Source organism: Roseibium sp. Sym1 (genome assembly GCF_027359675.1).
Classification (GTDB): Bacteria; Pseudomonadota; Alphaproteobacteria; order Rhizobiales; family Stappiaceae; genus Roseibium.
Genome location: NZ_CP114786.1, coordinates 2,877,554 through 2,903,384 on the forward strand (window position 1 = coordinate 2,877,554; position 25,831 = coordinate 2,903,384).

The 25,831-nt window shown below is 63.5% G+C and carries 25 protein-coding genes; 12 read left to right on the forward strand and 13 right to left on the reverse strand.

Going from position 1 to position 25,831, the window contains the following annotated elements; genetic code table 11:
* Nucleotides 1-135 precede the first annotated feature (135 nt).
* From O6760_RS13080 to O6760_RS13120, 9 genes are all read left to right on the forward strand, one after another.
* The gene (locus O6760_RS13080; RefSeq protein WP_269585798.1) at nucleotides 136-681 is read left to right on the forward strand and encodes a DUF3305 domain-containing protein; all 546 of its coding nucleotides are present in this window, start codon (nucleotides 136-138) and stop codon (nucleotides 679-681) included.
* A gap of 13 nt (nucleotides 682-694) precedes the next feature.
* Nucleotides 695-1,375, forward strand: a complete 681-nt coding sequence (locus O6760_RS13085) for a DUF3306 domain-containing protein (RefSeq protein WP_269585799.1) — start codon at nucleotides 695-697, stop codon at nucleotides 1,373-1,375.
* An 81-nt stretch (nucleotides 1,376-1,456) separates the two neighbouring features.
* The gene (locus O6760_RS13090) at nucleotides 1,457-2,065 is read left to right on the forward strand and encodes a TorD/DmsD family molecular chaperone (protein ID WP_269585800.1); all 609 of its coding nucleotides are present in this window, start codon (nucleotides 1,457-1,459) and stop codon (nucleotides 2,063-2,065) included.
* Between the two features lie 58 nt (nucleotides 2,066-2,123).
* Nucleotides 2,124-2,324, forward strand: a complete 201-nt coding sequence (locus O6760_RS13095) for a twin-arginine translocation pathway signal protein (RefSeq protein ID WP_269585801.1) — start codon at nucleotides 2,124-2,126, stop codon at nucleotides 2,322-2,324.
* A 102-nt stretch (nucleotides 2,325-2,426) separates the two neighbouring features.
* Entirely contained in the window at nucleotides 2,427-5,318 is a 2,892-nt protein-coding gene (locus tag O6760_RS13100) for a formate dehydrogenase subunit alpha (RefSeq protein ID WP_269585802.1), read from the forward strand.
* 12 nt (nucleotides 5,319-5,330) lie between these two features.
* The gene (gene fdh3B, locus O6760_RS13105; protein ID WP_148582751.1) at nucleotides 5,331-5,924 is read left to right on the forward strand and encodes a formate dehydrogenase FDH3 subunit beta; all 594 of its coding nucleotides are present in this window, start codon (nucleotides 5,331-5,333) and stop codon (nucleotides 5,922-5,924) included.
* 131 nt (nucleotides 5,925-6,055) lie between these two features.
* Nucleotides 6,056-7,261 (forward strand): formate dehydrogenase subunit gamma, encoded by a 1,206-nt coding sequence (locus tag O6760_RS13110; protein ID WP_269585803.1) that lies wholly within the window; start codon nucleotides 6,056-6,058, stop codon nucleotides 7,259-7,261.
* A 106-nt stretch (nucleotides 7,262-7,367) separates the two neighbouring features.
* Nucleotides 7,368-8,768: a c-type cytochrome gene (locus O6760_RS13115; RefSeq protein ID WP_269585804.1), complete on the forward strand. Its 1,401-nt coding sequence runs from the start codon at nucleotides 7,368-7,370 to the stop codon at nucleotides 8,766-8,768.
* Complete coding sequence (locus tag O6760_RS13120) at nucleotides 8,765-8,893, forward strand: hypothetical protein (RefSeq protein WP_269585805.1); 129 nt, start codon at nucleotides 8,765-8,767, stop codon at nucleotides 8,891-8,893. The genes O6760_RS13115 and O6760_RS13120 overlap by 4 nt, the downstream gene beginning before the upstream one ends.
* A 186-nt stretch (nucleotides 8,894-9,079) precedes the next feature.
* On the opposite strand, the gene O6760_RS13125 is transcribed toward O6760_RS13120, so the two are convergent.
* Genes O6760_RS13125 through O6760_RS13135 form a run of 3 tightly spaced genes read right to left on the reverse strand, consistent with a single transcriptional unit; the run spans nucleotide 9,080 to nucleotide 11,431 of the window.
* Entirely contained in the window at nucleotides 9,080-9,916 is an 837-nt protein-coding gene (locus tag O6760_RS13125) for an extracellular solute-binding protein (protein WP_269585806.1), read from the reverse strand.
* Complete coding sequence (locus tag O6760_RS13130) at nucleotides 9,913-10,731, reverse strand: ATP-binding cassette domain-containing protein (protein ID WP_269585807.1); 819 nt, start codon at nucleotides 10,729-10,731, stop codon at nucleotides 9,913-9,915. The genes O6760_RS13125 and O6760_RS13130 overlap by 4 nt, the downstream gene beginning before the upstream one ends.
* Nucleotides 10,724-11,431, reverse strand: coding sequence for an ABC transporter permease (locus tag O6760_RS13135; RefSeq protein WP_269585808.1), 708 nt, complete (start codon nucleotides 11,429-11,431; stop codon nucleotides 10,724-10,726). The genes O6760_RS13130 and O6760_RS13135 overlap by 8 nt, the downstream gene beginning before the upstream one ends.
* Nucleotides 11,432-11,579: 148 nt before the next feature.
* On the opposite strand from O6760_RS13135, the gene O6760_RS13140 reads away from it, so the two are divergent.
* Complete coding sequence (locus O6760_RS13140) at nucleotides 11,580-12,206, forward strand: YdeI/OmpD-associated family protein (protein WP_332306225.1); 627 nt, start codon at nucleotides 11,580-11,582, stop codon at nucleotides 12,204-12,206.
* A gap of 88 nt (nucleotides 12,207-12,294) precedes the next feature.
* Here O6760_RS13140 and O6760_RS13145 read toward each other — a convergent pair whose 3' ends face one another.
* Nucleotides 12,295-12,492 carry a hypothetical protein gene (locus O6760_RS13145; RefSeq protein WP_269585809.1) on the reverse strand — a complete coding sequence of 66 codons (198 nt, stop codon included), beginning with the start codon at nucleotides 12,490-12,492 and terminating at the stop codon, nucleotides 12,295-12,297.
* Between the two features lie 245 nt (nucleotides 12,493-12,737).
* Nucleotides 12,738-14,336, reverse strand: a complete 1,599-nt coding sequence (locus tag O6760_RS13150; RefSeq protein WP_269585810.1) for a hypothetical protein — start codon at nucleotides 14,334-14,336, stop codon at nucleotides 12,738-12,740.
* 474 nt (nucleotides 14,337-14,810) lie between these two features.
* On the opposite strand from O6760_RS13150, the gene O6760_RS13155 reads away from it, so the two are divergent.
* On the forward strand, nucleotides 14,811-15,056 hold the full coding sequence (locus O6760_RS13155; protein ID WP_269585811.1) for a hypothetical protein: 246 nt from the start codon (nucleotides 14,811-14,813) through the stop codon (nucleotides 15,054-15,056).
* 103 nt (nucleotides 15,057-15,159) lie between these two features.
* On the opposite strand, the gene O6760_RS13160 is transcribed toward O6760_RS13155, so the two are convergent.
* Nucleotides 15,160-15,543, reverse strand: a complete 384-nt coding sequence (locus O6760_RS13160; protein WP_269585812.1) for a carboxymuconolactone decarboxylase family protein — start codon at nucleotides 15,541-15,543, stop codon at nucleotides 15,160-15,162.
* A 201-nt stretch (nucleotides 15,544-15,744) separates the two neighbouring features.
* On the opposite strand from O6760_RS13160, the gene O6760_RS13165 reads away from it, so the two are divergent.
* Nucleotides 15,745-16,992, forward strand: coding sequence for a glycoside hydrolase family 3 protein (locus tag O6760_RS13165; RefSeq protein ID WP_269585813.1), 1,248 nt, complete (start codon nucleotides 15,745-15,747; stop codon nucleotides 16,990-16,992).
* On the opposite strand, the gene O6760_RS13170 is transcribed toward O6760_RS13165, so the two are convergent.
* The 7 genes from O6760_RS13170 to hutI all read right to left on the reverse strand — a co-directional run bounded on the left by O6760_RS13170 (nucleotide 16,986) and on the right by hutI (nucleotide 25,764).
* Nucleotides 16,986-18,536 carry a TRAP transporter large permease gene (locus O6760_RS13170; RefSeq protein ID WP_269585814.1) on the reverse strand — a complete coding sequence of 517 codons (1,551 nt, stop codon included), beginning with the start codon at nucleotides 18,534-18,536 and terminating at the stop codon, nucleotides 16,986-16,988. The genes O6760_RS13165 and O6760_RS13170 overlap by 7 nt on opposite strands.
* Nucleotides 18,533-19,036 carry a TRAP transporter small permease subunit gene (locus O6760_RS13175; RefSeq protein WP_269585815.1) on the reverse strand — a complete coding sequence of 168 codons (504 nt, stop codon included), beginning with the start codon at nucleotides 19,034-19,036 and terminating at the stop codon, nucleotides 18,533-18,535. Before O6760_RS13175 ends, O6760_RS13170 begins: the two co-directional genes overlap by 4 nt.
* A 329-nt stretch (nucleotides 19,037-19,365) precedes the next feature.
* Entirely contained in the window at nucleotides 19,366-20,463 is a 1,098-nt protein-coding gene (locus O6760_RS13180) for a TRAP transporter substrate-binding protein (protein ID WP_269585816.1), read from the reverse strand.
* Between the two features lie 52 nt (nucleotides 20,464-20,515).
* Nucleotides 20,516-22,189, reverse strand: a complete 1,674-nt coding sequence (gene hutU / locus O6760_RS13185; protein WP_269585817.1) for a urocanate hydratase — start codon at nucleotides 22,187-22,189, stop codon at nucleotides 20,516-20,518.
* Nucleotides 22,186-23,013 carry an N-formylglutamate deformylase gene (gene hutG / locus O6760_RS13190; protein WP_269585818.1) on the reverse strand — a complete coding sequence of 276 codons (828 nt, stop codon included), beginning with the start codon at nucleotides 23,011-23,013 and terminating at the stop codon, nucleotides 22,186-22,188. The genes hutU and hutG overlap by 4 nt, the downstream gene beginning before the upstream one ends.
* On the reverse strand, nucleotides 23,000-24,556 hold the full coding sequence (gene hutH, locus O6760_RS13195) for a histidine ammonia-lyase (protein ID WP_269585819.1): 1,557 nt from the start codon (nucleotides 24,554-24,556) through the stop codon (nucleotides 23,000-23,002). Before hutH ends, hutG begins: the two co-directional genes overlap by 14 nt.
* Nucleotides 24,553-25,764, reverse strand: coding sequence for an imidazolonepropionase (gene hutI, locus O6760_RS13200; protein WP_269585820.1), 1,212 nt, complete (start codon nucleotides 25,762-25,764; stop codon nucleotides 24,553-24,555). Before hutI ends, hutH begins: the two co-directional genes overlap by 4 nt.
* Nucleotides 25,765-25,831 lie beyond the last annotated feature (67 nt).

Sequence of the window (25,831 nt, forward strand, 5' to 3'; positions counted from 1 at the left end):
TGTCCGCGTCAAGTTCGACTTCAGCCGGGCTTGAAATTTGTGGGACAGACGACAGCATTTAGACAATACTGAAAACGACCGGTACGACCGGCTGGGGGAGGACGGCTTGCTGTGAATACGGAACGGACACGGACAATGCCTGTCGGTGTGGTCGTCAGGCGTCTGCCCGGCGCCACGAAGTGGCAGAAATGGTCCTGGCGGCCGGTGTCGGTGCTGCCGGGTGCGGGGCCTGCCGACTGGGCCGTCATGAGGCAGGAAGGCGAGGCCGTCGAGTATCACGCCGCCACTGTTCCTCTTGAGCTGCACCGGGCCGATACCGAAGCCTACCTGACCGCGTTGTCCGACAGGGTGCCGTCCGTCTATGTGGTTCTGCGCCCCGCGGATGAAGTCGAGCGCGACGTGCCCCTGGAGGTCATGCTCGTGACCGCGTCGGCCTATGAGGGGCAGGACTATGCCGATTCCAGCGAGGTGCAGGTGGAGAAGATCGCGATGCCGCCCGGCCTGATCGCCTGGGTACGCGACTTTGTCGAACAGCACCATGAAGACGAGATATTCATCAAGCGCAAGCGTGACCGGAAACGGATCGACCTTGTCGAGGATGGCATCGGTGACCCGCGCATCAAGCAGTTGAGCGACGTGTACCGGGCGCCGGGCCGAAAGCCGAAGGATACCCTGCAATGATCCGGAGGGAGCCATGAGCGGGCCGGACGACAGCGCAGGGGACTTCTGGTCCAGGCGCAAGGCGGCCGTGCGTGCGGCGGAGGCGGCGGAACAGGCGGAAAGGACCGCGGAAGCCGAAGCCGCCGAGCGCGCGCAGCTGGAAGAAAAGACTGATGAGGAGATCCTTGAGGAACTGGGCCTGCAGGATCCTGACAGCCTCACCGAGAAGGATGATTTCTCCAGGTTCCTGGGATCGGCGGTTCCGGACCGGCTGCGCCGTCGCGCCCTGCGCCGCCTCTGGGCGGTCAATCCCGTGCTCGCCAATCTCGACGGGCTGGTCGACTACGCCGAGGACTATACCGACGCGGCCACGGTGATCGAGAACATGCAGACGGTCTACCAGGTCGGCAAGGGCATGTTCGACAAGTTTGCCGAACTGGTCGATACCGGTGAGGACGCCGAAACCACGGATGTTGCCGAAGCGGACGATGCCACACCGGAAAGCAGTGAAAAGTTGCAGTGCGAAGAAGATATCGCAGCGCACAATGATTATTCTCAAAAAAGAAAAACATCTTTTCAATTGACGCAAGGAGACAACCTCGGTCAATCTGACGAGGAGGACGTGGATACACTTGACTTGCAAGATTCTGCTCTAGATGAACCTGTAGAAGAACCTCGTATCACGAGGCGTCGCATTCGATTCGACTATTCATAATACTAAAGTCTAACGCGAGTCGAAGGCGATCTGACGGGCAGACCAGGCAGTCGAGCCGCGCTTGAGGGAGGAGCATCGCGGATGTCCGCAATGGTCAAGGAATTTGTGATCGACCCGGAAGACCAGGCCCGGGCGGACCTTTATGATTTCCTGGGTGTCCTGCTGGCCGGTCCGGCAAGTCGCGAACTGCTCGACCAGGTTGCATCGCTCAAGGGCGACGGCACCCCGCTGGGACAATCGCTCAGCGTTCTGGCGAAAATCGCCGGTGTCACCACAGCCGAGACAGCGGAGCGTGAATTCAACGCGCTGTTCATCGGTCTCGGGCGCGGTGAACTGCTTCCCTATGCCAGTCACTACCTGACCGGTTTTCTCAACGAAAAGCCGCTGGCCAACCTCAGGGCCGACATGGCCCGTCGTGGCATCCAGCGCGCCGAGGGCAAGCGTGAACCTGAAGACAACATTGCCTCGCTGATGGAGATGATGGCCGGCCTGATCACCGGCCGGTTCGGCACGGTGACCTCCGTGGCCGGACAGAAGGACTTCTACAACGCCCATGTGGAACCGTGGGCCATTCACTTTTTCACCGATCTGGAATCGAGCAAGAGTTCCGTGTTCTACGGCGCGATCGGCTCGCTCGGGCGGCACTTCATGGAGATTGAGGCCGAGGCCTTTGCCATGCTGCCCAACTGACGTTCACGTTGGCAATTTAGGTGGCTCCCGCCGCCGCAAGGAGAGGAGGATTGCAGCGATGAAACGACCCGAACAGGCGCAGCCCAAAGAGGGCACCGGCCGCCGGGACTTCCTGAAACTAGCTGCCCTGTCGGCGCCTGTCGCCGTGGCTGCGACAACCGCCGGCGGTACCGCCGAAGCGGCGGAGCCTGATCTGTCTTCCGACAAGATGCAGGACACGGCGCATACCCGCGCCTACTTCGACAGCGCCCGGTTCTGACTGGACCCTGTGAATTGCCCGGCCGATGGTTGCGTGACGCCCGATGGCCGGTTCACTGAATTCCCAGCCGTATCGATTTCGATACAAGCAAGGTAGGGCAACATGCTTAGGAAAAAGACCAATGGGGTTGCGCGACGCCCCCAGGGTGCAAGTATCCTTAGAGACGCTGCACACAAATCGGTAGACCGCCGGACATTTCTGAAAGGCTCCGGTCTCGCCGCGGGCGGCCTGGCCGCCATCACCGCCACGGGCGGATCCGTAACCAGGGCCCAGGCGCAAGCGCCGGGCACCTCCGTCGATCTGGTGAAATCCGTCTGCACCCACTGCTCCGTGGGCTGCACGGTCATCGCCGAGGTCTCGCAAGGGGTCTGGGTCGGTCAGGAACCGGGATGGGACAGCCCGTTCAATCTCGGCGCCCATTGCGCGAAAGGCGCCTCGGTGCGTGAACACGCCCATGGCGAGCGCCGCCTCAAATATCCGATGAAAAAGGAAGGCGGCGAGTGGAAGCGCATCAGCTGGGACGAGGCGATCAACGAGATCGGCGACCAGATGATGACGATCCGGGAGGAAAGCGGTCCGGACAGCGTCTACTGGCTCGGCTCGGCCAAGCACAGCAACGAACAGGCCTATCTGTTCCGCAAGTTCGCGGCCTACTGGGGGACGAACAACGTCGACCACCAGGCCCGTATCTGCCATTCGACCACGGTTGCCGGCGTAGCCAACACATGGGGCTACGGCGCCATGACCAACAGCTACAACGACATCCACAATTCCAAGGCGATCTTCATCATCGGCGGCAATCCGGCGGAGGCCCATCCGGTGTCCCTGCTGCATGTGCTGCGCGCCAAGGAACAGAACAACGCGCCGCTGATCGTCTGCGATCCGCGGTTCACCCGCACCGCGGCTCATGCCGATGAATATGTCCGCTTCCGTCCGGGCTCGGACGTCGCCCTGATCTGGGGCATCCTCTGGCACATCTTCGACAATGGCTGGGAGGACAAGGAGTTCATCCGCACCCGCGTGTGGGGCATGGACCAGATCCGCGAGGAAGTCGCCAAGTGGACGCCGGACGAGGTGGAACGGGTCACCGGGACACCGGAAAGCCAGTTGAAGCGCGTGGCGCGGACCCTGGCCAACAACCGTCCGGGCACCGTGATCTGGTGCATGGGCGGTACCCAGCACACCAACGGCAACAACAACACCCGCGCCTACTGCATCCTGCAGCTGGCCCTTGGCAACATGGGCACCAGCGGCGGCGGCACCAACATCTTCCGCGGCCATGACAACGTGCAGGGCGCGACGGACCTGGGTGTCCTCAGCCACACGCTGCCGGGCTACTACGGCCTGACGGCAGGCGCCTGGGCGCATTGGGCCCGTGTCTGGGAGGAAGATCCCGACTGGCTGAAAGCCCAGTTCGCGACGGTTCAGGGTGCCGACGGCAAGGACAAGAACCTGATGAACCTGACCGGTATCCCGGTCAGCCGCTGGATCGACGGTGTGCTGGAAGACCCGGCCAACACCGATCAGCCCAACGCGGTGCGGGCAATGGTGCTCTGGGGCCATGCCCCGAACTCCCAGACCCGCATGGTGGAAATGAAGAAGGCCATGGAACAGCTGGATACGCTGGTCGTGATCGACCCCTATCCGACCGTTTCCGCCGTGCTTCATGACCGCACCGACGGTGTCTACCTGCTGCCGGCCTGTACCCAGTTCGAGACCCGTGGCTCCGTGACCGCGTCGAACCGCTCGCTGCAGTGGCGCGACAAGGTGGTGGACCCGCTGTTCGAGAGCCTGCCCGATCACGTGATCATGGCGAAGTTCGCGAACAAGTTCGGCTGGGGGGACCGTCTCTTCCGGAATATCGAGATGGAAGACGACGAAACGCCCAATGTGGAAAGCATCACCCGCGAACTGAACCGCGGTCTCTGGACGATCGGCTATACCGGCCAGTCGCCCGAGCGCATCAAGTCGCACATGCAGAACCAGCACACGTTCGACCGCACCACCCTTCAGGCGGTTGGCGGCCCGAATGACGGCGAATACTACGGCATGCCGTGGCCGTGCTGGGGCACTCCGGAAATGAAGCATCCGGGCACACCGAACCTCTACGACATGTCCAAGCCTGTCGCGGAAGGCGGCCTGTGCTTCCGGGCCCGCTTCGGCGTGGAACGGGACGGCGACAACCTGCTCGCCGACGGTGTTTCCAACCCGGGCGCGGAAATCCAGGACGGCTATCCCGAGTTCACCATGCAGATGCTGATGGATCTGGGCTGGGACGGCGACCTGACGGACGAGGAACGGGCCGCGATCGACGCGGTGGCCGGTCCGAAGACCAACTGGAAGACCGACCTGTCGGGCGGGATCCAGCGGGTCGCGATCAAGCATGGCTGCGCCCCGTTCGGCAACGCCAAGGCACGTGCCGTCGTGTGGACGTTCCCGGATCCGGTGCCGTTGCACCGCGAGCCGCTCTACACCAACCGGCGCGACCTGGTGGCGGATTATCCGACCTATGAGGACCGGAAATTCTACCGCCTGCCGACGCTCTACGCCTCCATCCAGAAGCAGGATTTCTCGAAGGATTACCCGATCATCCTGACATCCGGCCGACTGGTGGAATATGAGGGCGGCGGCGACGAGACACGGTCGAACCCGTGGCTCGCCGAGCTTCAGCAGGACATGTTCGTCGAAATCAATCCGCGGGATGCCAACAATCTCGGGGTGCGGGACGGCGCGCAGGTCTGGGTCGAGGGTCCGGAAGGCGGCAAGGTCAAGGTCATGGCAATGGTGACCGAGCGGGTCGGCGAGGGCGTTGCCTTCATGCCGTTCCACTTCGGCGGTCATTTCCAGGGCGAGGACCAGCGGTCGAAATATCCGTCCGGGGCCGATCCGTATGTGCTCGGTGAAAGCACCAACACGGCGCAGACCTATGGCTACGACTCCGTGACCCAGATGCAGGAGACAAAAGCCACTCTCTGCAAGATCTCGGCAGCGTAAGGAGGAGACGCAATGGCTAGATCAAAGTTCCTTTGTGATGCCGAACGCTGCATTGAGTGCAATGCCTGCGTCACGGCCTGCAAAAACGAGCATGAGGTGCCCTGGGGCATCAACCGCCGCCGGGTGGTGACCATCAATGATGGCAAACCCGGTGAACGGTCGATCTCCGTCGCCTGCATGCACTGCTCGGACGCGCCCTGCATGGCGGTGTGCCCGGTCGACTGTTTCTACCAGTCCGAAGAAGGCGTGGTGCTTCACTCGAAGGACCTGTGCATTGGCTGCGGCTACTGCTTCTACGCCTGTCCGTTCGGCGCACCGCAATTCCCGCAGGCGGGCAATTTCGGATCGCGCGGCAAGATGGACAAATGCACCTTCTGTGCAGGCGGACCGGAAGAGAACAACTCGACCGCGGAATTTGCCAAATACGGCCGCAACCGTATTGCCGAAGGCAAATTGCCGCTCTGCGCGGAAATGTGTTCCACCAAGGCCCTGCTGGCGGGCGATGGCGACGTTGTGTCGGCCATCTACCGCGAGCGCGTGGTTGCCCGCGGCTTCGGCTCCGGCGCCTGGGGCTGGGGCACCGCTTACGGCCAGAAAGGCGGTTGATCGCACTTCCCGCGACCGGCGGTCTTGCGGCTGCCGGTCCGGCATGCGGATCAACCTGAATATGTGCGTAGGCGGGGCGGCAGCAGTGCCGCCCCGTGCGTCTCCGGTGACAAGAAAACGAGGTTCCCGCCATGAAACGCATGGTACTGGCTTTGGCTGTGCTGCTGGCATTCCTGTCCCAGGGGCTGGCGCAGGATCAGGCATCCGAAAGATCCGCGACCGGCGGCGCGCAGACGCTGGAAGACATCATGAAACGCCAGCGCGGCGAGAAGGTCGACTACGACTTCCGCCGCAACAACACCGGCGATCCCAATTCCGCAGCGGCGATATCGTCGCAGCTCGGCACTTTGGGCGGTGTCTCCGATCCCGAGCTTTGGCGCGCGCTGCGCTACGGTTCCGCCGACATCACCGTTTCCGCTGGCGGGGAGCCGGCGACGGTCCTGATGCAGGACGGCGGCATGCGCTGGCTGGCCTGGCGCAAGGGCCCGCTGGCCACTTACGGTGCCTGGCTGCTTGGCGCGACGGTGCTGCTGCTGGCGCTGTTTTTCCTGTTGCGCGGCCGCATCCGTATTGACGGCGAGAAAACCGGCCGAACCATTACCCGGTTCAAGGCCGTCGAGCGTTTCGGTCACTGGCTGCTGGCCGGCTCTTTCGTTCTGCTGGCCCTGACCGGGCTTCTGACCCTGTTCGGACGTTTCGCCATCATTCCGCTGATCGGCAAGGACGCGTTCGCGCCGCTTGCTCTGGCTTCCAAGTGGATCCACAACAACGTCGCCTGGGCTTTCATGATCGGGCTCGTCATGGTGTTCGTGATGTGGGTGGCCCACAACATTCCCAACAAGACCGATCTGAAGTGGATCGCAGTCGGCGGCGGTCTCCTGAAGAAGGGCGTGCACCCGCCGGCGAAGAAATTCAATTTCGGCCAGAAGATGGTGTTCTGGGGTGTGATCGTTCTGGGTGTGTCGGTGTCGGCCTCCGGCCTGTCGCTGCTGTTCCCGTTCGAGCTGCCGATGTTCGCGGCCACCTTCGAGAAGCTGAATGCGCTCGGCATCTCGCAGCTTCTGGGCCTCGGCACGCTGCCGACCGCGCTCGCACCACACGAGGAGATGCAATATGCCCAGATCTGGCACGCCATTGTTGCGTTCGTGATGATGGCGATGATCCTGGCGCATATCTATATCGGTTCGATCGGCATGGAAGGCGCCTATGACGCCATGGGTTCCGGTGAGGTCGAGCTGCAATGGGCACGCGAGCACCACGGCCTCTGGGTCAAGGAAGTCGAGGAAGCCGAACGGGAATCGGGATCCGGGACGAAAGATGCCGTTCCGGCGGAATAGGGCCGCTTCGGCGATGATCGGTTTGCCTTGGGGGGAAGGGCTCTGGACGTCCTGCCGGCACAGGAAGTCATCCCCGCGAAAGCGGGGACCCGGGAACCTTCACCTTATGCCGAACTTCAAAACGGCCGCCCGGGAGTCCCGGGTCCAGGCTCGCGCTGCGCCTGGCCGGGATGACAAAAGGGTTGGTTTCCTGGTTGCCCTGCTTGTCTCCGCCACACTGACGACGCTCGCCCAGGCCGCCGACTTCCAGACGTTGAAGGGCCACGGCGGTCCGGTGATGGATATCGACGTGTCCGCGGTCACCGGCCAGGTGGCGACCGCCAGTTTCGACAATTCCGTCGGCCTGTGGTCAGGTCGAACGCCGCGCTGGCTGGAGGGCCATGCGGCGGCGGTCAAGGTTGTTGCCTTCTTAGGGGGAGACCGGCTGGTTTCCGCCGGAGACGACAATGACCTGATCCTCTGGAACAGCACCGACGGAACCTCGTCCCGGCTGAAGGGCCATACCGCCAAGGTGATGGAGCTTGCCGTTTCTCCGGACCAAAGCCTGATTGCCAGCGCCAGCTGGGATACGCGGATCGGCCTGTGGCCCGCCGGCGGCGGAGAGCCTGTCTTCCTCGAGGGGCACACGGCCGGGGTGAATGCGGTTGCCTTTTCAAGGGACGGCAGATGGCTCTACTCTGCCTCCGTCGACGGTTCGATCAAGCTCTGGGATCTGGAAACCCGGTCTGAAAAACGTGTTATCGACCGCAACGGGTTCGGCATCAATGTCATCGGGCTTGGCGGTTCCGGGCAGGCGGAAAGCTGGATTGCCTATGGAACCCAGGACGGCACGACACGGATCGTCGACATCGAGACCGGCGAGCGGCTGCATGACTTTGCCTTCGAGCGCCGGCCGATCCTGGCGCTGAGCCTCAGCCCGGATGGCTCGAAGCTCGCAACCGGAGACGGGCACGGCTACATCACCGTGCTGAACACGGAAACCTGGGGCATCGAAACGGATTTCCGGGCGGCCCTCAAAGGTCCGATCTGGGCGCTGGCCTTTTCGAAGGACGGCAGCGTGCTGCATGCCGGCGGGATCGAGAACATCGTCTATTCCTGGCCGCTGGCGGATCTCGCCAGTTACGATCCGATGGCCACCGAGACCCCGCAATTTCTGAAGAAGCCGGAGGAAATGAGCAACGGCGAGCGCCAGTTCGCGCGCAAATGCTCCATCTGTCATGCGCTCACCGCCGATGGCGGGCGCAAGGCCGGGCCGACGCTCTTCAAGGTCTTCGGGCGGCAGGCCGGAACGCTTCCCGGCTACCCCTATTCGGAGACCTTGCAGGGATCTGATATCATCTGGTCGGCGGAGACAATCAACCAGCTGTTCCTGGACGGGCCGGACCACTACATACCGGGTTCGAAAATGCCGATGCAGCGGATCGTTGGACCGCAAGACCGGGATGACCTTATCGACTACCTCAGGACGGCGACGACCGCCGGGACGAGCGAAGGAGACACACAATGAAAGCGATGCTTCTGGCCTTTGCGGCAATCATCGTGATTGCGGTCGGCGCCAATCAGGCTCTCGAACACATGGGTTTTTCCAGCGCCGACATGACGACAAGTTCCTCGGTCCGGCTGGGGGAATGAATTCGTGACATGCGCATGCGGGTCGAGGCGGATGCCGGAGCCCGAGTTGTCCGCCCGTGACTGAAGGGTGAAGCTGTCTCCCTCCGACCAAAAAAAGTCCCTCTCCCGTGGGGCAGGAGAGGGACTGCTTGAGCGGTGGCTGCGACACGGATGCCCGTCGTTTGTCCGCTCAACCGTTGTGCTGGGTCAGCTGCTGCCCTTGTTGGCGTTCGGGAAGAACAGCTGTTGCCCGTCGACCTCGTAATCGGCGATGGCTTTCTGGCCCTCTTTCGACAGCAGCCAGTCGATGAATTCCTGACCCATTTCGGCCTTCACATGCGGATGCGCTTCCGGGTTTACCAGGATGACGCCGTACTGGTTGAACATCTTGTCGTCGCCCTGGACGGCAATCTGGTAGTCGCCCTTGTTGCCGAAGGCGATCCAGGTGGCGCGGTCGGTCATGATGTAGGCGCCCATGCCCGTTCCGGTGTTGAGCGTTGCGCCCATGCCCGAGCCGGTTTCACGGTACCAGTCGCCGGAGGCTGCCGTCGGATCGATACCGGCGGCTTTCCAGAGGCGCAGTTCGGCCTTGTGGGTGCCGCTGTCGTCGCCGCGCGACGCGAACGGGGCCTCGGCTTCGGCGATTTTCTTCAGGGACGCGGCGACATCACCGGAACCCGCGACACCTGCCGGATCATCCGCAGGGCCGACGATGACAAAGTCGTTGTACATGACATCCGACCGGGCAACGCCGAGACCGTCCGCAACGAATTTTTCTTCCGACGGCTTGGAATGCACGAACAGCACGTCGCCGTCGCCATTGGCGGCGTTCTTGATGGCCTGGCCGGTGCCGACGGCGACCACACGCACCTCAATGCCGGTCTTTTCCTGGAACTTCGGCAGCAGGTAGTCAAACAGGCCGGAATTCTGTGTCGATGTTGTCGACTGGACGACGATGAACTTGTCCTCGGCGAAGGCTGTCTGCCCCGCCAGGGCGCCGGCAATCAATGTGGCGGCAAGCGCCAGAAATGCTCTTCTGATCAATGTGACCTCCCAGGGTGCTCTTTTATGGAACGTGTGTTGGGGCCGAGATAGATCCGGCCGTCCCGCCAGGCTTTGACGGGCTCACTGCGTGGTGATTTCAAAACGGTTTCGACCGGTCCGGTTTCGGCGACGCTGCCGTCCTGCAGAAAGACGAGATCCTGGCCGAGCCGTTTTGCCTGTCCGGCATCATGGGTTACCAGCACGACGGTGACGCCGCGCGCGTTTGCGTCCAGGACAAGCTGTTCGATGGCGGCCGTGGACGCCGGGTCCAGGTTGGCTGTGGGCTCGTCCAGGAACAGAAGCTCCGGCTCGCAGGCGAGCGCCCTTACGAGGGACAGGCGCTGCTGTTCGCCGCCGGACAACACCCGGGCCGGGCGTTTGGCAAGATGTTCGAGCCCGGCATCGGCTAGGGCGGCGCGGATCTTCTCGGCGCGTTCGCTGCCGCGCCGGCCGCGTACCGTAAGGGCGAATTTCATGTTTGCGAACACGGACCGGCGCAGCAGGACCGGCCGCTGGAACACCATGGCCTGCGCTTGGCGGGCGTCGCCATCGAGCCTGGCGCCCCGCCACAGGATGGTGCCTTCCTCGGGCTGCAGAAGCCCGTGCATGAGACGCAGCAACAGGCTCTTGCCCGCGCCGTTGGGGCCCATGATCAAGGTGCGCGATCCGCGCCGGATGCCGAGATCCACCTGGTCCAGAAGGCGCTCGCCGCCTGCTGAAAAGCGGAGCCCGCGGACCTCGAGCAGCGGAGCCTCCAGGTTGGCTGCGGGAGCCCCGAGAGCGCTTGGAGCTGTGTTGAAGGCAACGTCACGCATAGGCGGACCTCATGGCGGAGCTGCGGAGTGCCATGACCGCGGCGTTCACGGCAAAGGCTATCAGCAGGAGAATGATGCCGAGCGCGAGTGCAAGCTGCAGGTTGCCCTTCGACGTTTCCAGGGCGATGGTGGTGGTCATGACCCTGGTGACATGATTGATGTTGCCGCCAACGATGATGACGGCGCCGACTTCCGCCACGGCGCGGCCGAAGCCGGCGAGGGCCACGGTCAGCAGGCTGTAGCGTGCATCCCAGAGCATGGCCGTGAGCCGGTCCAGCGGGCCCACGCCCATGGACGCAAACTGTTCGGCATATTCCCGGTTGAGATCCTCGATCACCTGGCGGGTAAGAGCGGCGACGATCGGCGTCACCAGCACCATCTGGGCGATGATCATGGCGGTCGGGGTGTAAAGCAGGCGCAGCACGCCGAGCGGCCCGGATGCGGACAGCATCAGGTAGACCAGCAGGCCGACCACGACCGGCGGAAGACCCATGAGGGCGTTCAGAACAACCGCCAAAAGCGTGCGGCCGGGAAAGCGGAATGTGGCGACGGCTGCCCCCAGGGGCAGGCCGATCAGGCAGGCGAGGGCAACAGCCGTCAGCGTGACCTGCATGGACAGACCGATGATTTCAAGGAGATCCGGATCCAGCATGAACAGCAGGCCGAAAGCCCCGCCAATCGCGCTCCAGAAACTGTCCATTCTTGTTGTTCCTCCCGCCTTCTCCGGAAAAAATAACAAAAAACGCATAAGAATCCAAATTACAAACGGCATTTGCTGGCACAAAAACGGCTCGCGCTGTTGGCGGCCTGCAATCCCTGATTTAAAAGGCCGGGCGGGGAGAGCCTAAATGACCATGATCACGGACATAGAAGACTTCTTTTCAAAGGGCTGCGGGCGTTGCGCGCGGTTTGCAACACCGGACTGTTCGGCGCGTCATTGGAGTGAAGGCCTTGCCCGGCTGCGCGAGCTCTGCCGGGAGGCCGGCCTGACCGAAACCGTCAAATGGGCTCATCCCTGCTATGCGCATGGTGAGCGGAACATTGCGCTGATCGGGGCGTTTCGCGGCGATTTTCGACTCAGTTTCTTCAACGCGGCCCTGATGAAGGACCCTGAGGGGGTCCTTGTCAAAAACGGCCCGAACACGCAGCATCCCGGCGTGATCCGGTTTACGGAGACCTTGCAGGTGGCGGCGATGAAACCCGTCATCGCGTCCTACCTGGCAGAGGCAAAAGGCTATGCCGCGGCGGGCGTGCTGCCGCCGAAGCAGACGGTTGAACTGGAGCTGCCGGAGGAGCTGGTCGATGCCATGGATGCCGACCCCGAGCTGGCGGAAGCCTTTCACGCACTGACACCGGGCCGGCAGAGGAGCTATGTCATCAATCTCGGTTCCGCAAAAGCATCCGCAACCCGGAACTCGCGCATCGAGAAGTTCCGGGAGAAGATGATTGCCGGCAAAGGCGCGAACGAACGGTAGGCTCCACGATCTGGAAAGACGGGTCATTTCCGGCATCGGGATCGTTTTCAGCGTCCTGGCTCTGAGCCTTAAACGCAACACTGTGGGTTTAGCGCGGCTTCTTCTTGTCGGAAGGCAGAATTTCATCTTCCGGCACCGATTCCGCTTCCGGCAGCGCGAGCGGTTCGTGAACAATGATGTTTGCGCCGAGTTTTTTCATCGCAGAGCGAACATCGCCAGCAAGTGCCTCGGAGGTCGAAGGCGCTTTGACGGTGACACCGCGTTTGGACGTTTTGGTCACTTTCATCCGACAACCCCTATTCGCCTGTCCGGCAACGTGCGAACCCGGGTAAAACCATCGTCGCGCAGAAGCGGGCGATCTGATTGTAATAGCAGATATTCGTGCCGGAAGCGTGTCGGATGATCCGTTGACCCGCCGCGGAAACTCCGACGCCGCGTGCCAGCCTGTGCCTCGAATCTAAGGAGCGATCCCGGCAAATGCAAGGCGCTCAGGCGTGGCAACGGTCTTTCCGGTCGCTCTGGCCTCGTCCGTCAGACGGTCGGCACGGCAGCAGGTGGTGCGATGCTGGCCCAACGGGTGCGCCATCTGTCGGCGGTGGGGCCGGCATATTCCTGTACTGTCCAGAAGTTCCGTGTATCGGCCGGGTCGACATGCGTCGAGCTGTAGTCTCCCCAGCGGTTCCGGGTCCCACTGAATGTGAGGTGATATGTGTTTTTGCCCGGAGCGTAGATCACCGGGCTCGCAAAACTCCCGCCGGCGGGTTTGAAGGCATAGGCGCCACTGGCGAAAATCGAACTTGAAAAGGCGGCCATGCCGATCAGCGTGTCGCCGTCCGAGTTCACAGCCAGTGACGGATAGGCAAAATAGGTTTCACTGTTCGTGCCGCCGATCAGCTGGCTTTGGGACATGGAAGGCGTGCCGGTGAGACTGACCTCCGCCCATTGAATTGCACTGCGTGCGGGGCTTGAGGCGGGAACGAAGACCGTGTGGGACAGCTGCAATTTGCCATGTCTGTGCACCACCCAATGCATCCGGGCGTCGCCGGTGTTGATCCGGTGAGGGGTGTTCTTTTGCGGTGCCTGGTCCCCGCTGAAACCGAAGGACCAGGTGCGCGGCATTTTCAGGAACCCGACGCGGGTGAAGTTGGTCGTGCCGGCGGCGACGCTGCCATCGATCTTGTAAAGAGCGAGATAGCCGTTGCCGTTGTAGCTGCCGGTCCAGTTGCTGACCAGGTATTGGTCGGAGACGCCGGCATCCGCGACGATGGCGGGACACAATGTGCCGCCCTGGTCCGAGACCACGAACTGGTCGAAATCGAAGTTGTGGGGCGGCGACAGAAAGGACGGCTTGTCGATCACGAACAGGGCGACCCCGGCGAAACTGTTGGCGTCAATCGTGAACAGGTTCACGCAGATTGTAATCTTGTCCTCGGTGAAGCCGACGCTCGGGTAATCGATCCAGACATGTCCCATCGTGGCGGGGTCCACCGTGATGCGGCCGAAGGACCAGTTGCCTTGCGGATCGTCTGTATGGCTAACGGCAACGAGAAGACACGAAGACGGCAGACGTGCGTTGCCGCAGACCACGGAAATGAAGCGGCCGGTCAGTTCGTCGTTGAAGGTTTTCGGGTCAAATGTGTCGATCGGAACACCGAACACGTTCCAAAAGGAATCGAGTGTCACATCCGCCCGGAGCGTCCCGCTGCGGTCGTGCCACCAAACCCGGTTGTTGAGCGTGGTCATGACCGATGTCTTGCCGGGAGCACCATGGGTGTCAGGCGGTATCGTGCCCGGATTGCCGTATGAGCCGCCGTCGAAATCGACCTGGACGCTGGCTTCTGGAGCGACACCGCCCTTCTCATGCGCCATTTCCACGTCGGGAGCCTGCGGATAATCTTCAAGCTCGAGCAACTGGCTGAGGTCGACCTCGGAAGCTTCTGGCAGCGGTTCCTTGGAGTCGCGCAGAGGCTTGATGACATCCGCGCTCGGCGCTGCCTCAAGCGCGGCCGCGCCCGGAGCGTTCAAAATCACCGGTGCCCCGAACCTGGGCTGGTCGAAGGGAACGGAAACCGTCTCGACACGGCGTTTTGTGGCCGAGGGCAAGGTTGCGTTGGGATTCATTCCTGCCATGCTGTCCTCCCACTCCTGATGCCACATGCTCTTCACCGGTCTCTCGCGGAGCCAGTTATCTTTCCTCAATGTGGCGATCCAAATGTCGGTGCAGCGCGGTTCTGTACCGGCGTGGTGTCGGCAATGCCGCGTTGCCGCCGGAGCACAATTTGAAAGAGCGCGGCAACTCCCCCGTTGCATCGGCTGGTCTGATGATTTTAGTTGCGTTTCCACCCTTGGCAATTAAAAATTGTTCCGGCAGCCCCTGCGTTTCGCTGAAAACTTCAGGATTTCGGAACAACGGCCCCGATCGCGTGCCGGCCCGGAGGTCAACCCGTACCTGGTAGCCGCGGGGCCGGCGTCCACCGGCCGCAAGGGCGCCGTCTGCTTTCGATTGCGCAGGAGCGGATGACACGAGCATCTTGGAAGCGAGACGCGTTCAGCCGGGCAACCGGTTCCGTTCGACCTGTCATGGCAGCAGCATAGGAGGAGGGAATGTACAGCATTTTTCGAAATGACGGTTTGCGGAAGCAATTCGCCGCGGATGCAAAGACATTGGTGACGACCCAGGTCTTCAGCCTTTTTCCGGCACTGATCGTCACGCAGCTGTTTTTTCACTGGAAGAGTTTTCTTCTGGAGTTTGTCGGCTTTCTCGTGACCTGGTTTGTCATCGATCTGCTGGTGAGCCTGCTCCGAGCGACCTTGACCGGCAGCGCCAAGGCCGGACCCGGCGGTCCGTAACAGACACGGAATGGCGGGGCCGGTTGGCGGTCTGGCCGTCTTCCCCAGCCGATGCCGACAAAGGAGCGGCCATCATGACGGGAAGCCGGTGTCAGGTTCGGCTTCAGGCCGGCGCGTCGTGGCCGTCGAGCACCTTCTTTGCCACCCGGAAACATTCCAGCGCCTGCGGTACCCCGCAATAGATTCCGACGACGTGAATGATGGCGCGGAGTTCCTCTCTGCTGACGCCGTTGTTGAGGGCGCCTTTGCAATGGACCTCCCACTCGGTCATCTTGCCGAGCGCGCCGATCATGGCGAGGTTCATCATGGACCGGGTCTTGGCGTCGATGACCTCGTCGCCCCAGCCGAACCCCCAGCACCAGGCGGTCATGGCCTCCTGGAACGGCTTGGAGAAGTCGTCGGCGGCCGCGAGGTTGTTCTCGACATAAGCGTCCCCGAGGGTTGCCTTGCGCTGCGCGAGGCCTTTCTCGTAAAGGTCCTGATCCATAAACATTTCCTTCCTGGTCTGAAATGCATGCATGCGCATGGCACAGCTTGCGGCCGACCCTAGCCCGTTTTGCCGAAACCACCGAAGAATGTTTTTATGGGGCTGAGAGAAACCCTTCGGGAACGGGAAGACCGCGGGTCTTTTCGCTCAAAAGCCTTATCAGGAGGGTGGAAGCAAACGCTTAGGAACTCGGGGTCAGAAATGATGTTCATGGGCAGGGTCTGTGCCGGTGTCCTGTTTGCCCTGTTGGCCTTGCCGATCGGGCCTGGCACGGCGTGGGCCGTGCAGGCCGTTCCGGAATGGGCACAAGCGGATGGAAGGGCAGACTGTCTGCCGGGGCTTCCGGAAAAAATCGGACAGATGATCCTGGTCGGATTTCCGGGCGATACGCCCCGCCATGCCGGGTTCCGGCGGGTGCGGGAGCAGCTCCGCTCCGGGGAAATCGGCGGTGTACTTTATCTCGGGCGAAACCTCCGGAACCGGGCGACGGTGCGCCGGATGAATGCCGGCCTGGTCTCCGTGGCCCCGGCCCGCCTGCCACCCCTGATCGCGATCGACCAGGAAGGCGGGGTGGTCCAGCGCCTGAAGCGGCGTCACGGATTTCCGCAAACGGTGTCCGCGAAGCGCATGGCGCGCCGCAAGAGCGCGGCCGAAGCGGCAACGGCCTATGGTGCTCTCGCCGAAGGGCTGTCCGACTGGGGCTTCACACTGAACCTCGGCCCTGTCGTGGATGTCGATACCAACCCGCGCAATCCGATCATCGGCCGGCTGGAGCGCTCCTTCTCGGCCGACCCGCATCAGGTCGCTGACTACGGGGCCGCCTTTGTCGAGGCGCACAGGCAGCATGGTGTCCTGACGGCGCTGAAGCATTTTCCGGGGCACGGATCCAGCCGGCGGGACAGCCACAGGGGCGCGGTCGACGTCTCCAGGACCTGGACCGAAAAGGAACTGGAGCCTTTCCGGCGGCTGATCGCCGATGACAAGGCCGACCTGATCATGACCGCGCATGTGGTCAATCGTGCGCTTCGGCCGCCGGGGGACGCCATGCCGGTGTCCCTGTCCAAACCGGCGCTGACGGAGGTTCTGCGCGACGAGCTCGGTTTTGCCGGCGTGATCATGTCCGACGACCTGCAGATGGACGCGATCCGCCGGAGTTTCTCGCTGGAGGAGGCCGTCTTGCGCGCGGTCGGTGCCGGTACCGACATTCTTGTCTTTGCCAATGACAAGCGGCCGGACCCGGACATCCCGGCCAAGGTGGCCGCGATCCTGATCAGCGAGGCCCGGACGGATCCGGTGCTCGCGCAAAAGATCGACGCGGCGTATGGACGGATACAGGCGCTCAAGAGCCGGCTCATCGCAGAGCCCTTGCGGGCACGGGTCCATCCCGAAGGCGGGCCCGGCGAGAGCGTGCCGGACCGGCAAGAGTGTGCGCTGGCGCCGGCTCAGTAGAGCCAGCGCGGCAGGAAGGTGGCGATCAGCGGGAACAGCCACAGGATCGCGACGGCGACGATCTGCAGGGCGATGAACGGCACCACGCCGCGATAGATCTGTCCCGTGGTGATTTCCTTCGGCGCCGCGCCGCGCAGGTAGAACAGCGAGAAGCCGAAAGGCGGGGTCAGGAACGAGGTCTGCAGGTTGATCGCGATCAGCACCGTCAGCCAGATCGGGTCGATGCCCATCAGGATCAGCGGCGGGATCAGGACCGGCAGCAGGATCACCGAGATCTCGACAAAGTCGAGAAAGAAGCCGAGCACGAAGACGAACAGCATCGCGAAGATCAGCGCGCCGGTCGGCCCGCCGGGCATCTCGTTCAGGATGGCATGCACCCGGTCCTCGCCGCCGAGGCCGACAAAGACCAGCGAGAAGAAACTCGCCATCAGGATGGTGGCGAAGATCATCGAGGTGACGGTCAGCGTCGACATCAGCGAGGCTTTCAGCAACCCGTCGGAAAAGGCCGCCTTCAGGATGCGCAAGACGACCCCGAGTGCGAAGAGGGCGAGCCCGGCATAGATCGCGGCAAGCACGTAACCGCCCGCGGAGATGTCGGAACGCTGCAGGCGCACCGGCAGCACCGAGGCGGCAACCGCCAGGATCAGCAGGGCGGTGGTGGCCAGAACGATCAGCTTCGTGGACATGCCGAGGCGGCGGCCCGCCAGCAGGATGGCACCGATGGCACCGACCGAAGCGGCCTCGTTGGGGGATGCGATACCGCCGAGGATCGAGCCGAGCACGGCGATGATCAGGAGGATGGGCGGCACGATGGCGCTTGCGATCTCCGCGCCGGACGGTTTGTCGACATGTTCCTTCATCGCCGGCGCATCGTCCGGAAACAGCCGTGCGCGGGCGAGGATATAGACGCAGTAGACAACCACCAGCAAAAGGCCCGGCACCATGGCGGCGGCGAAGGTCTGGCCGACCGAGATGGTCTCGATGGTGAACTTGCCCTGCGCATATTGCGCCTGCTGGAAGGCGTTGGACATCACGTCCGCGAGGATGATCAGCAGGGTCGAAGGCGGGATGATCTGGCCGAGCGTGCCGGCCGTGCAGACCATGCCGGAGGCGAGCTTCGGATCGTAGCCGTTGCGCAGCATGGTCGGCAGGGCGATCAGGCCCATGGCAACGACGGTCGCGCCGACAATGCCGGTGGAGGCGGCCAGCAGAGCGCCGACCAGGACAACGGAGACGCCGAGACCGCCGTTCATCTTGCCGAAGAGGCGCCCCATGGTTTCCAGGAGGTCCTCGGCAATGCGGCTTTTTTCGAGAATGACGCCCATCAGCACGAACAGCGGGATCGCGGTCAAGACCGGATTGGTCAGGACGCCGAAGAAGCGCTGACCCATGGCGCCCATGAGCTGGATGTTGAAGTCGCCGATCCACCAGCCGATCAGCGCAAAGGCCGTGGCGACGCCGGCAATGGTGAAGGCGACGGGATAGCCGAGCAGGATGAAAGCGATCAGTGCGCCGAACATGAGGAGGTCGAGCGGCAGGCTCATGCGGCAAGGCCTTTCAGTTTCTGCAGATCGCGGATGAAGGCCGCGGCGCCCTGGATCAGAAGCAGCACGCAATAGGCGGGGATAAGGCTTTTCAGGAGGAAGGAGGCCGGGATGCCGCCGACGGAGATCGGCCCTTCCAGGATGGCCCAGCTGCCGCGCACCGCCGGCCAGGAGAACCAGATCAGCACAATGAGCGCCGGTGTCAGCAGGAACAGGTGGCCGAACAGGTCTATCCTTGCCTGGGTGCGTTCGCTGGCCTTGGCATAGAAGATATCGACGCGCACATGGGCGTTGACCAGGAACGTGTATCCGGCGCCGAGCATGAAGATCGCCGCGTGGAAATAGAGCACGCCCTCATCCAGGAAGATGAAGCTGTAGCCGAAGACATAACGCAGAAGCACGATCACGAACTGCAGCAGCAGCATGAGAAGCGCCGCCCAGCAGAGCGTGTTGCCTATGACCGAATTCACACGCTCCAGCGCGCCCGCCACTTTTTCCATCCGTGGTGTCCTGTCTTGTTTCAGCGGTGTAAGGGAACTTTGTCATTGCAGGGCTAGATCCTGCAATCCATTCCGTAACCTTGCAGCGCCTTCAGTGGGCGAAAGGAAACGGCATGGATCCCATGGTCAAGCCATGGGACGACGGAGGAGGGCGACGGGGTATGTCCTCTTCCTCAAAAAAACAGCCCCTCACACACCCACAGTGTCATCCTGAGGAAGCGCGGAGCGCTGTCTCGAAGGATCGGCCGCTTGCTCTAGACAAGATGCCGATCCTTCGAGACGGGCCTTAAGGCCCTCCTCAGGACGACGCCGTGGGTGGGCTAGCGTCCTTAGTCGTAGGTGTAGTCCATGACGCGGGCGTTCATCTGGCCGTTGTCGGCATAGGGCATGTAGTCGCGCATCAGCTTGCGGTAGGCGAGGAAGCTGTCGGTGATGCGCACAACCAGTTCGTCGTCGCTGGCCTTGAGATCCGCGACGACTTCACCGGCGGCATTGCCCATGGCGACGATGACGTCGTCCGGGAGCTTGCGCACCATCACGCCATGGTCGTTGACCAGCTGGGTCAGGGCCTGGGCGTGCTTGGTGTTGTACTCGGTGAGGACGTCATTATAGAGGCTGGCGCAGGCACGCTGCACGGCTTCCTTCAGGTCGTCCGGCAGATCGTTGTAAGCCTCCAGGTTGACCGCGCATTCTTCCGCGGAAGACGGCTCGCCGACGCCCGGCCAGTAGTAGTTCTTGGCGATCTGGTAGTAGCCGAGCGCGCTGTCGGTCCAGGGGCCGATGAACTCGCCGGCGTCGAGCGCGCCGGACTGGAGCGCCTGGAACATGGCCGGACCGCTCATGGCCTGGACCGCCATGCCGAGCTTGGAGCACATCTCGGAGGCAAGGCCCGTGGAGCGGAACTTCAGGCCCTTGAGGTCGTCGACGCTGTTGATCTCGGTGCGGAACCAGCCGGCCCATTGCGGCCCGGAATTGCCGCACAGGAACGGCTTCAGGTTGAAGCGCGCGTAGATCTCGTCATAGAGCGCCTGGCCGCCGCCATGGATCAGCCAGCCCGCCTGTTCCGGAGCCGTCAGGCCGAAGGGCTGCGAGCCGAACAGGAGAATGCCCTTGGACTTGGAGCCCCAGTAGGCCGGAACGGCATGGTAGAGCTCGGCCGTGCCCTGGCCGACGGCATCGAAGACACCGTTGCCCGGGACGATTTCGCCGGCTGCGAAGAGCTTGACCTCGATGCGCCCGCCGGAGAGCGCGGTGATGCGGTCTGCCAGCATCTGGGCGGCAACGCCCGGGCCCGGCAGGTTCTTCGGCCAGGCGGTGACCATGCGCCACTGGCGCACGTCCTGAGCGATGGCAGGAGCTGCCAGCGTGGAGGCCGCGACGGCGGCGGTGCCGGTCGCGCCGGCTTTCAGAAAATCACGTCTTTTCATGGTATTACCCCTCAGTCACAGGTTTGGGTCCGGAGCGTCCCGCCGTGCTTATTCATTTGCCCAAAATGGCCGGCAGGTTGAGCCCCTGTTCTTTCGCGCAATCGAGCGCGATCTCGTAGCCGGCATCGGCGTGACGCATCACGCCGGTGGCCGGATCGTTCCACAGCACCCGGCCGATGCGCCGGTCGGCGTCCTCGGTGCCATCGCAGCAGATGACCATGCCGGAATGCTGGGAGAAGCCCATGCCGACGCCGCCGCCATGGTGCAACGACACCCAGGTCGCGCCGGAGGCGGTGTTCAAGAGGGCATTCAGAAGCGGCCAGTCGGAGACGGCGTCCGAGCCGTCCCGCATGGCCTCGGTCTCGCGGTTCGGGGAGGCGACGGAGCCTGAATCCAGATGGTCGCGGCCGATCACGATCGGTGCTTTCAGCTCGCCGTTGCGAACCATTTCATTGAAGGCAAGGCCAAGGCGGTGGCGCTGGCCGAGACCGACCCAGCAAATGCGTGCCGGCAACCCTTGAAAGGAAATGCGCTCACGGGCCATGTCGAGCCAGTTGTGCAGGTGCTCGTCGTCCGGGATCAGTTCCTTCACCTTGGCGTCGGTCCTGTAGATGTCCTCCGGATCGCCGGAGAGCGCGCACCAGCGGAACGGGCCGATGCCGCGGCAGAACAGCGGGCGGATATAGGCCGGCACGAAGCCCGGGAAGGCGAAGGCGTTTTCCAGGCCCTCTTCCAGGGCGACCTGGCGGATGTTGTTGCCATAATCGAGGGTCGGCACGCCGGCGTTCCAGAAATCGACCATAGCGGCGACATGCACCTTCATCGAGGCGCGGGCGGCTTTCTCGACCGCTTTCGGTTCGGTCTCGGCCCTGGCGCGCCATTCGGCAACGGTCCAGCCCTGCGGCAGGTAACCGTTGACCGGGTCGTGGGCGGAGGTCTGGTCGGTGACGATGTCCGGCTTGACGCCACGCCTGACCAGTTCGGAGAAGACGTCGGCAGCGTTGGCGATCAGGGCGACGGACTTGGCCTCGCCGGCCTTGGTCCAGCGCTCGATCAGCTCAAGCGCTTCGTCGAGGGAATGGGTCTTTTCGTCGACATAGCGGGTGCGCAGGCGGAAGTCGGCGCTTTTCTCGTCGCATTCGACGGCCAGGCAGCAGGCGCCGGCCATGACGGCGGCGAGCGGCTGGGCGCCGCCCATGCCGCCGAGACCGCCGGTCAGGATCCAGCGGCCCTTGAGGTTGCCCTCGTAATGCTGGCGGCCGGCTTCCATGAAGGTTTCGTAGGTGCCCTGCACGATGCCCTGCGTGCCGATATAGATCCAGGAACCGGCGGTCATCTGGCCGTACATGGCCAGTCCCTTCTTGTCGAGTTCGTGGAAATGGTCCCAGTTGGCCCAGTTCGGCACCAGGTTGGAATTGGCAATGAGAACCCGGGGGGCGTCCTTGTGGGTCCTGAAGACACCGACCGGCTTGCCGGACTGGACCAAGAGGGTCTCGTCTTCCTCGAGGCTCTTCAGGCTGGCAACGATGCGATCGAAATCGTCCCAGGTGCGCGCGGCGCGGCCGATGCCGCCATAGACGACCAGCTCATGCGGGTTCTCGGCGACGTCCGGGTGCAGGTTGTTCATCAGCATGCGCAAGGGCGCTTCGGTGAGCCAGGACTTGGTGTTGAGCTCAGGTCCGGTGGGCGGGAAGATGTCTCGGGCGTTGTGACGCGGATTGGTCATGAGGGGCTCCCAGGGTGTCTTTTATCGTTGGTCAGGCGGGGTGCGAGGTTGTCCAGCGCGCCGAGGATGTCTTTCAGATGCACGCGTAGACGGTCTGCCTTTGCCACGTCATAGGCAAAGGGCGTGTCCTCGGTGGTCAGATGCGTTTTCTGGGCCAGCTCCATCTGGATGGCGTGAAAGCCCTCTTCGGGGCGGCCGTAATGCCGCGTGGTCCAGCCACCCTTGAAGCGGCCGTTGAGCACCGACGTGTAGCCCTTGGCGGCCCTGGTGCGGCTGACGACGGCGGCTTCGATTTCGGGGGCGCAGGTCGTGCCGTTGTTGGTGCCCGTGTTGAAATCCGGCAGCGTGCCGTCGAACAGGAACGGCACCACGGAGCGGATCGAGTGGCAGTCATAGAGAATGGCAACGCCATGCCTGGCGCGCACCCGCTCCAGTTCCGCCGCGAGGGCGGCGTGATACGGGGCGTGCCAGGCAAGGCGTCGCGCTTCGATTTCGTCCGTCTCCGGTTCTTCGCCGGCGTGGTAGATGGGGCGTCCGTCGAAATCGGTGACCGGGCAAAGTGTTGTCGTGTTCTGGCCCGGGTAGAGCGAGACCCCTTCCGGATCCCGGTTGGCGTCGATGACATAGCGGTGGAAGTTGGCCTTCACCATCGTCGCGCCGGGCAGCAAGTCGGCATAGAGCCGGTCCACATGCCAGTCGGTGTCGGCCAGTTTCAGGCCGGTGTCGTTGAGCCGCGAACGGATGCCGTCGGGCACGAAAGTGCCGGCATGGGGCACGCCAAGGACGACCGGGCTGTCGCCTTCAAAAACCTCAACCGGCTGCATGGGTCTCTCCCAGCTCGATCATGTGCGAAGGGGAGACGACCGCGGCGAGGGCGCGGGTGCGCACCAGCTCGGCGGCTTTTTCGAGATCCGGCGCCATGTAGCGGTCGGCGTCCAGGCTCGGCACGGTGTCGCGCAGCCGCGCCAGCACCGATTGCAGCGACGGGCTGGTGGTGAGCGGTGCCCGGTGCTCGATGCCCTCGGCGGCGCAGAGCAGTTCCACGCCGAGGATCTGGGAAAGGTTCGCGTTCATGCGCGCAAGGCGCCGCGCGCCATGGGCGGCCATGGAGACATGGTCTTCCTGGTTGGCGCTGGTCGGTGTGGAATCGGTCGAGCACGGGTTGGCGAGATGCTTGTTTTCGCTCATCAGGGCGGCCGTGGTCACTTCCGCGATCATCATGCCGGAATTCAGCCCCGGGTCCTTTGCCAGGAACGGCGGCAGGTCGAAGGAGAGGGTCGGGTCGACCATCAGCGCGACGCGGCGCTGGGCGATGGCGCCAAGCTCGGCAATGGCGAGGGCAATCTGGTCGGCGGCAAAGGCGACCGGCTCGGCGTGGAAATTGCCACCCGAGACGATCCGGCCGGCATCGATCAGCACCAGCGGATTGTCGGTCGCCGCATTGGCCTCGATTTCCAAGGTGCGGGCAGCCATGCGCAGGAGATCGACACAGGCGCCGGCCACCTGCGGCTGGCAGCGGATGCAATAGGGATCCTGGACGCGGGTGTCGCCTTCGCGGTGGCTTTCGCGGATCTCCGAGCCCTCCATGATCTTACGCATGGCACGGGCGACCTCGATCTGGCCGCGATGACCGCGCAGCTCGTGGATCTCCGGCAAGAGCGGCGCGGTCGAGCCCATGATGGCGTCGGTTGAGAGGCTGGCCGTGACCAGTGTCGCTTCCGCCAGGCGCCAGGCATCGAAGAGGCCGGTCAGGGCACAGGCGGTCGAGAACTGGGTGCCGTTGATGAGGCCGAGGCCTTCCTTCGGCCCCAGCACCACCGGTGTGAGACCGGCCTTTGTCAGCGCTTCGCCGCCGGGCAGGCGTTCGCCATTGAATTCTGCTTCGCCTTCGCCGATCAGGACGGCGGTCATGTGCGCGAGCGGGGCAAGATCGCCGGAGGCACCGACGGAACCCTGCGAGGGAACCACCGGGGTGACATTGTGCTGAAGGCAGTCCTCGATCAGCTTCAGCACGTCCATGCGCACGCCGGAGGCGCCACGGCCGAGCGACAACAGCTTCAGCACCATCATCAGCCGGGTCGTGGTGCGGTCGAGCGCTTCGCCGACCCCGCAGCAATGGGACAGGATCAGGTTGCGCTGGAGCGTTGCGGTGTCTTCCGCCGCGATCTTGACGCTGGCCAGCTTGCCGAAGCCGGTGTTGACGCCGTAGACGGCCTCGCTGCCGCGCGCCGCCTCGGCGACCCGCTCGGCGGCGAGGTTGATGGCGGCTTGCGCGGCGCGATCAACGGTGACGGCGAGCTCTTCCCGGTAGATGCGGTCCAGGTCGGCGAGGGTGACGGAGCCCGGCGTCAGGGTGAGGGCGCTCATTCAGAGCCTCCAAAGATGCGTTTTTTAAGAGCGTTGAACCCGATCCGGTAGGAGAGTTCCGCAGGATGGGAAATGTTCCAGACAGCGAGGTCGGCGCGCTTGCCGGCTTCCAGCGTGCCGCGGTCCTCAAGGCCGAGGGCTTTCGCGGCAACGCGGGTGACGCCCGCGAGTGCTTCTTCCGGCGTCATGCGGAAGAGGGTGCAGCCCATGTTCATGGTGAGCAGCAGCGAGGCCAGCGGCGAGGAACCCGGATTGCAGTCGGTCGCGAGCGCGATCGGCACCCTGTGCTTGCGAAGCAGGTCCATCGGCGGCATCCGGGTTTCGCGCAGCGTATAAAACGCGCCGGGCAGCAGCACGGCCACGGACCCGCTTGCCGCCATGGCGGTGACGCCGGCTTCGTCCAGATATTCCAGGTGATCGGCCGACAGCGCGCCGTAGGACGCGGCAAGGGCCGTGCCGCCGAGATTGGAGAGCTGCTCGGCGTGAAGCTTCACCGGCAGGCCGAGGTCTTTGGCCGTCTCGAAAACACTTCTGATCTGCTCGGGCGAGAAGGCGATGCCTTCGCAGAACCCGTCGACCGCATCGACCAGGCCTTCCGCGTGGGCCGCCTTCAGCGTCGGCAGGCAGACCTCGTCCAGATAGGCGTCGGCCCGGTCCTTGTACTCGGCCGGAATGGCGTGGGCGCCGAGGAAGCTGGTCCTGACGGTGACCGGCCGCTCTTTTGCGATCCGCCGCGCCGTGCGCAGCATTCTGAGTTCGGTGTCCCTGTCGAGGCCGTAGCCGGATTTGATCTCCAGCGTCGTGACGCCTTCGGCGATCAGCGCGTCGACCCGCGTCAGGGAGGACACGAGCAGCTCGTCCTCGCTGGCGGCGCGGGTGGCCCTGACCGTCGAGACGATGCCGCCGCCGGCGCGCGCGACTTCCTCGTAGGTCGCGCCTTCAAGGCGCATCTCGAATTCGCGCGCCCGGTCACCGCCGAAGACCACATGGGTGTGGCAGTCGATCAGGCCGGGGGTGACCAGCCGCCCGCCCAGATCTTCCGGCGTGCAGCGGGAATAATGCGACGGCAGGTTGGCGGCCTCGCCGATCCACGAGATGCGACCGCTCTCGATCACCAGCGCGCCCTCGTCAATCAGGCCATAGGGCGCGCCGCTTTCGGTCAGCGTCGCCAGCCTGGCATTGGTGAGAAGGCGTTTGGTCACGGTCAACTCCGGCTTGATTAGATCGCGTTATAAGATAATATGCATGCACATATTAACGTGTCAACGGAGGAAA

What these genes read in the sequence shown, in the direction of transcription:
- O6760_RS13150 (WP_269585810.1), bottom strand. Translation starts at nt 14,336, where the DNA reads ATGGCAGGAATGAATCCCAACGCAACCTTGCCCTCGGCCACAAAACGC.
- O6760_RS13165 (WP_269585813.1), top strand. Translation starts at nt 15,745, where the DNA reads ATGATGTTCATGGGCAGGGTCTGTGCCGGTGTCCTGTTTGCCCTGTTG.
- O6760_RS13135 (WP_269585808.1), bottom strand. Translation starts at nt 11,431, where the DNA reads ATGGACAGTTTCTGGAGCGCGATTGGCGGGGCTTTCGGCCTGCTGTTC.
- O6760_RS13140 (WP_332306225.1), top strand. Translation starts at nt 11,580, where the DNA reads ATGACCATGATCACGGACATAGAAGACTTCTTTTCAAAGGGCTGCGGG.
- O6760_RS13170 (WP_269585814.1), bottom strand. Translation starts at nt 18,536, where the DNA reads ATGAGCCTGCCGCTCGACCTCCTCATGTTCGGCGCACTGATCGCTTTC.
- O6760_RS13115 (WP_269585804.1), top strand. Translation starts at nt 7,368, where the DNA reads ATGCCGAACTTCAAAACGGCCGCCCGGGAGTCCCGGGTCCAGGCTCGC.
- hutH (WP_269585819.1), bottom strand. Translation starts at nt 24,556, where the DNA reads ATGAGCGCCCTCACCCTGACGCCGGGCTCCGTCACCCTCGCCGACCTG.
- O6760_RS13110 (WP_269585803.1), top strand. Translation starts at nt 6,056, where the DNA reads ATGAAACGCATGGTACTGGCTTTGGCTGTGCTGCTGGCATTCCTGTCC.
- hutU (WP_269585817.1), bottom strand. Translation starts at nt 22,189, where the DNA reads ATGACCAATCCGCGTCACAACGCCCGAGACATCTTCCCGCCCACCGGA.
- O6760_RS13155 (WP_269585811.1), top strand. Translation starts at nt 14,811, where the DNA reads ATGTACAGCATTTTTCGAAATGACGGTTTGCGGAAGCAATTCGCCGCG.
- O6760_RS13175 (WP_269585815.1), bottom strand. Translation starts at nt 19,036, where the DNA reads ATGGAAAAAGTGGCGGGCGCGCTGGAGCGTGTGAATTCGGTCATAGGC.
- O6760_RS13100 (WP_269585802.1), top strand. Translation starts at nt 2,427, where the DNA reads ATGCTTAGGAAAAAGACCAATGGGGTTGCGCGACGCCCCCAGGGTGCA.
- O6760_RS13130 (WP_269585807.1), bottom strand. Translation starts at nt 10,731, where the DNA reads ATGCGTGACGTTGCCTTCAACACAGCTCCAAGCGCTCTCGGGGCTCCC.
- O6760_RS13080 (WP_269585798.1), top strand. Translation starts at nt 136, where the DNA reads ATGCCTGTCGGTGTGGTCGTCAGGCGTCTGCCCGGCGCCACGAAGTGG.
- O6760_RS13180 (WP_269585816.1), bottom strand. Translation starts at nt 20,463, where the DNA reads ATGAAAAGACGTGATTTTCTGAAAGCCGGCGCGACCGGCACCGCCGCC.
- fdh3B (WP_148582751.1), top strand. Translation starts at nt 5,331, where the DNA reads ATGGCTAGATCAAAGTTCCTTTGTGATGCCGAACGCTGCATTGAGTGC.
- O6760_RS13120 (WP_269585805.1), top strand. Translation starts at nt 8,765, where the DNA reads ATGAAAGCGATGCTTCTGGCCTTTGCGGCAATCATCGTGATTGCGGTC.
- O6760_RS13160 (WP_269585812.1), bottom strand. Translation starts at nt 15,543, where the DNA reads ATGGATCAGGACCTTTACGAGAAAGGCCTCGCGCAGCGCAAGGCAACC.
- O6760_RS13085 (WP_269585799.1), top strand. Translation starts at nt 695, where the DNA reads ATGAGCGGGCCGGACGACAGCGCAGGGGACTTCTGGTCCAGGCGCAAG.
- O6760_RS13145 (WP_269585809.1), bottom strand. Translation starts at nt 12,492, where the DNA reads ATGAAAGTGACCAAAACGTCCAAACGCGGTGTCACCGTCAAAGCGCCT.
- hutG (WP_269585818.1), bottom strand. Translation starts at nt 23,013, where the DNA reads ATGCAGCCGGTTGAGGTTTTTGAAGGCGACAGCCCGGTCGTCCTTGGC.
- O6760_RS13095 (WP_269585801.1), top strand. Translation starts at nt 2,124, where the DNA reads ATGAAACGACCCGAACAGGCGCAGCCCAAAGAGGGCACCGGCCGCCGG.
- O6760_RS13090 (WP_269585800.1), top strand. Translation starts at nt 1,457, where the DNA reads ATGTCCGCAATGGTCAAGGAATTTGTGATCGACCCGGAAGACCAGGCC.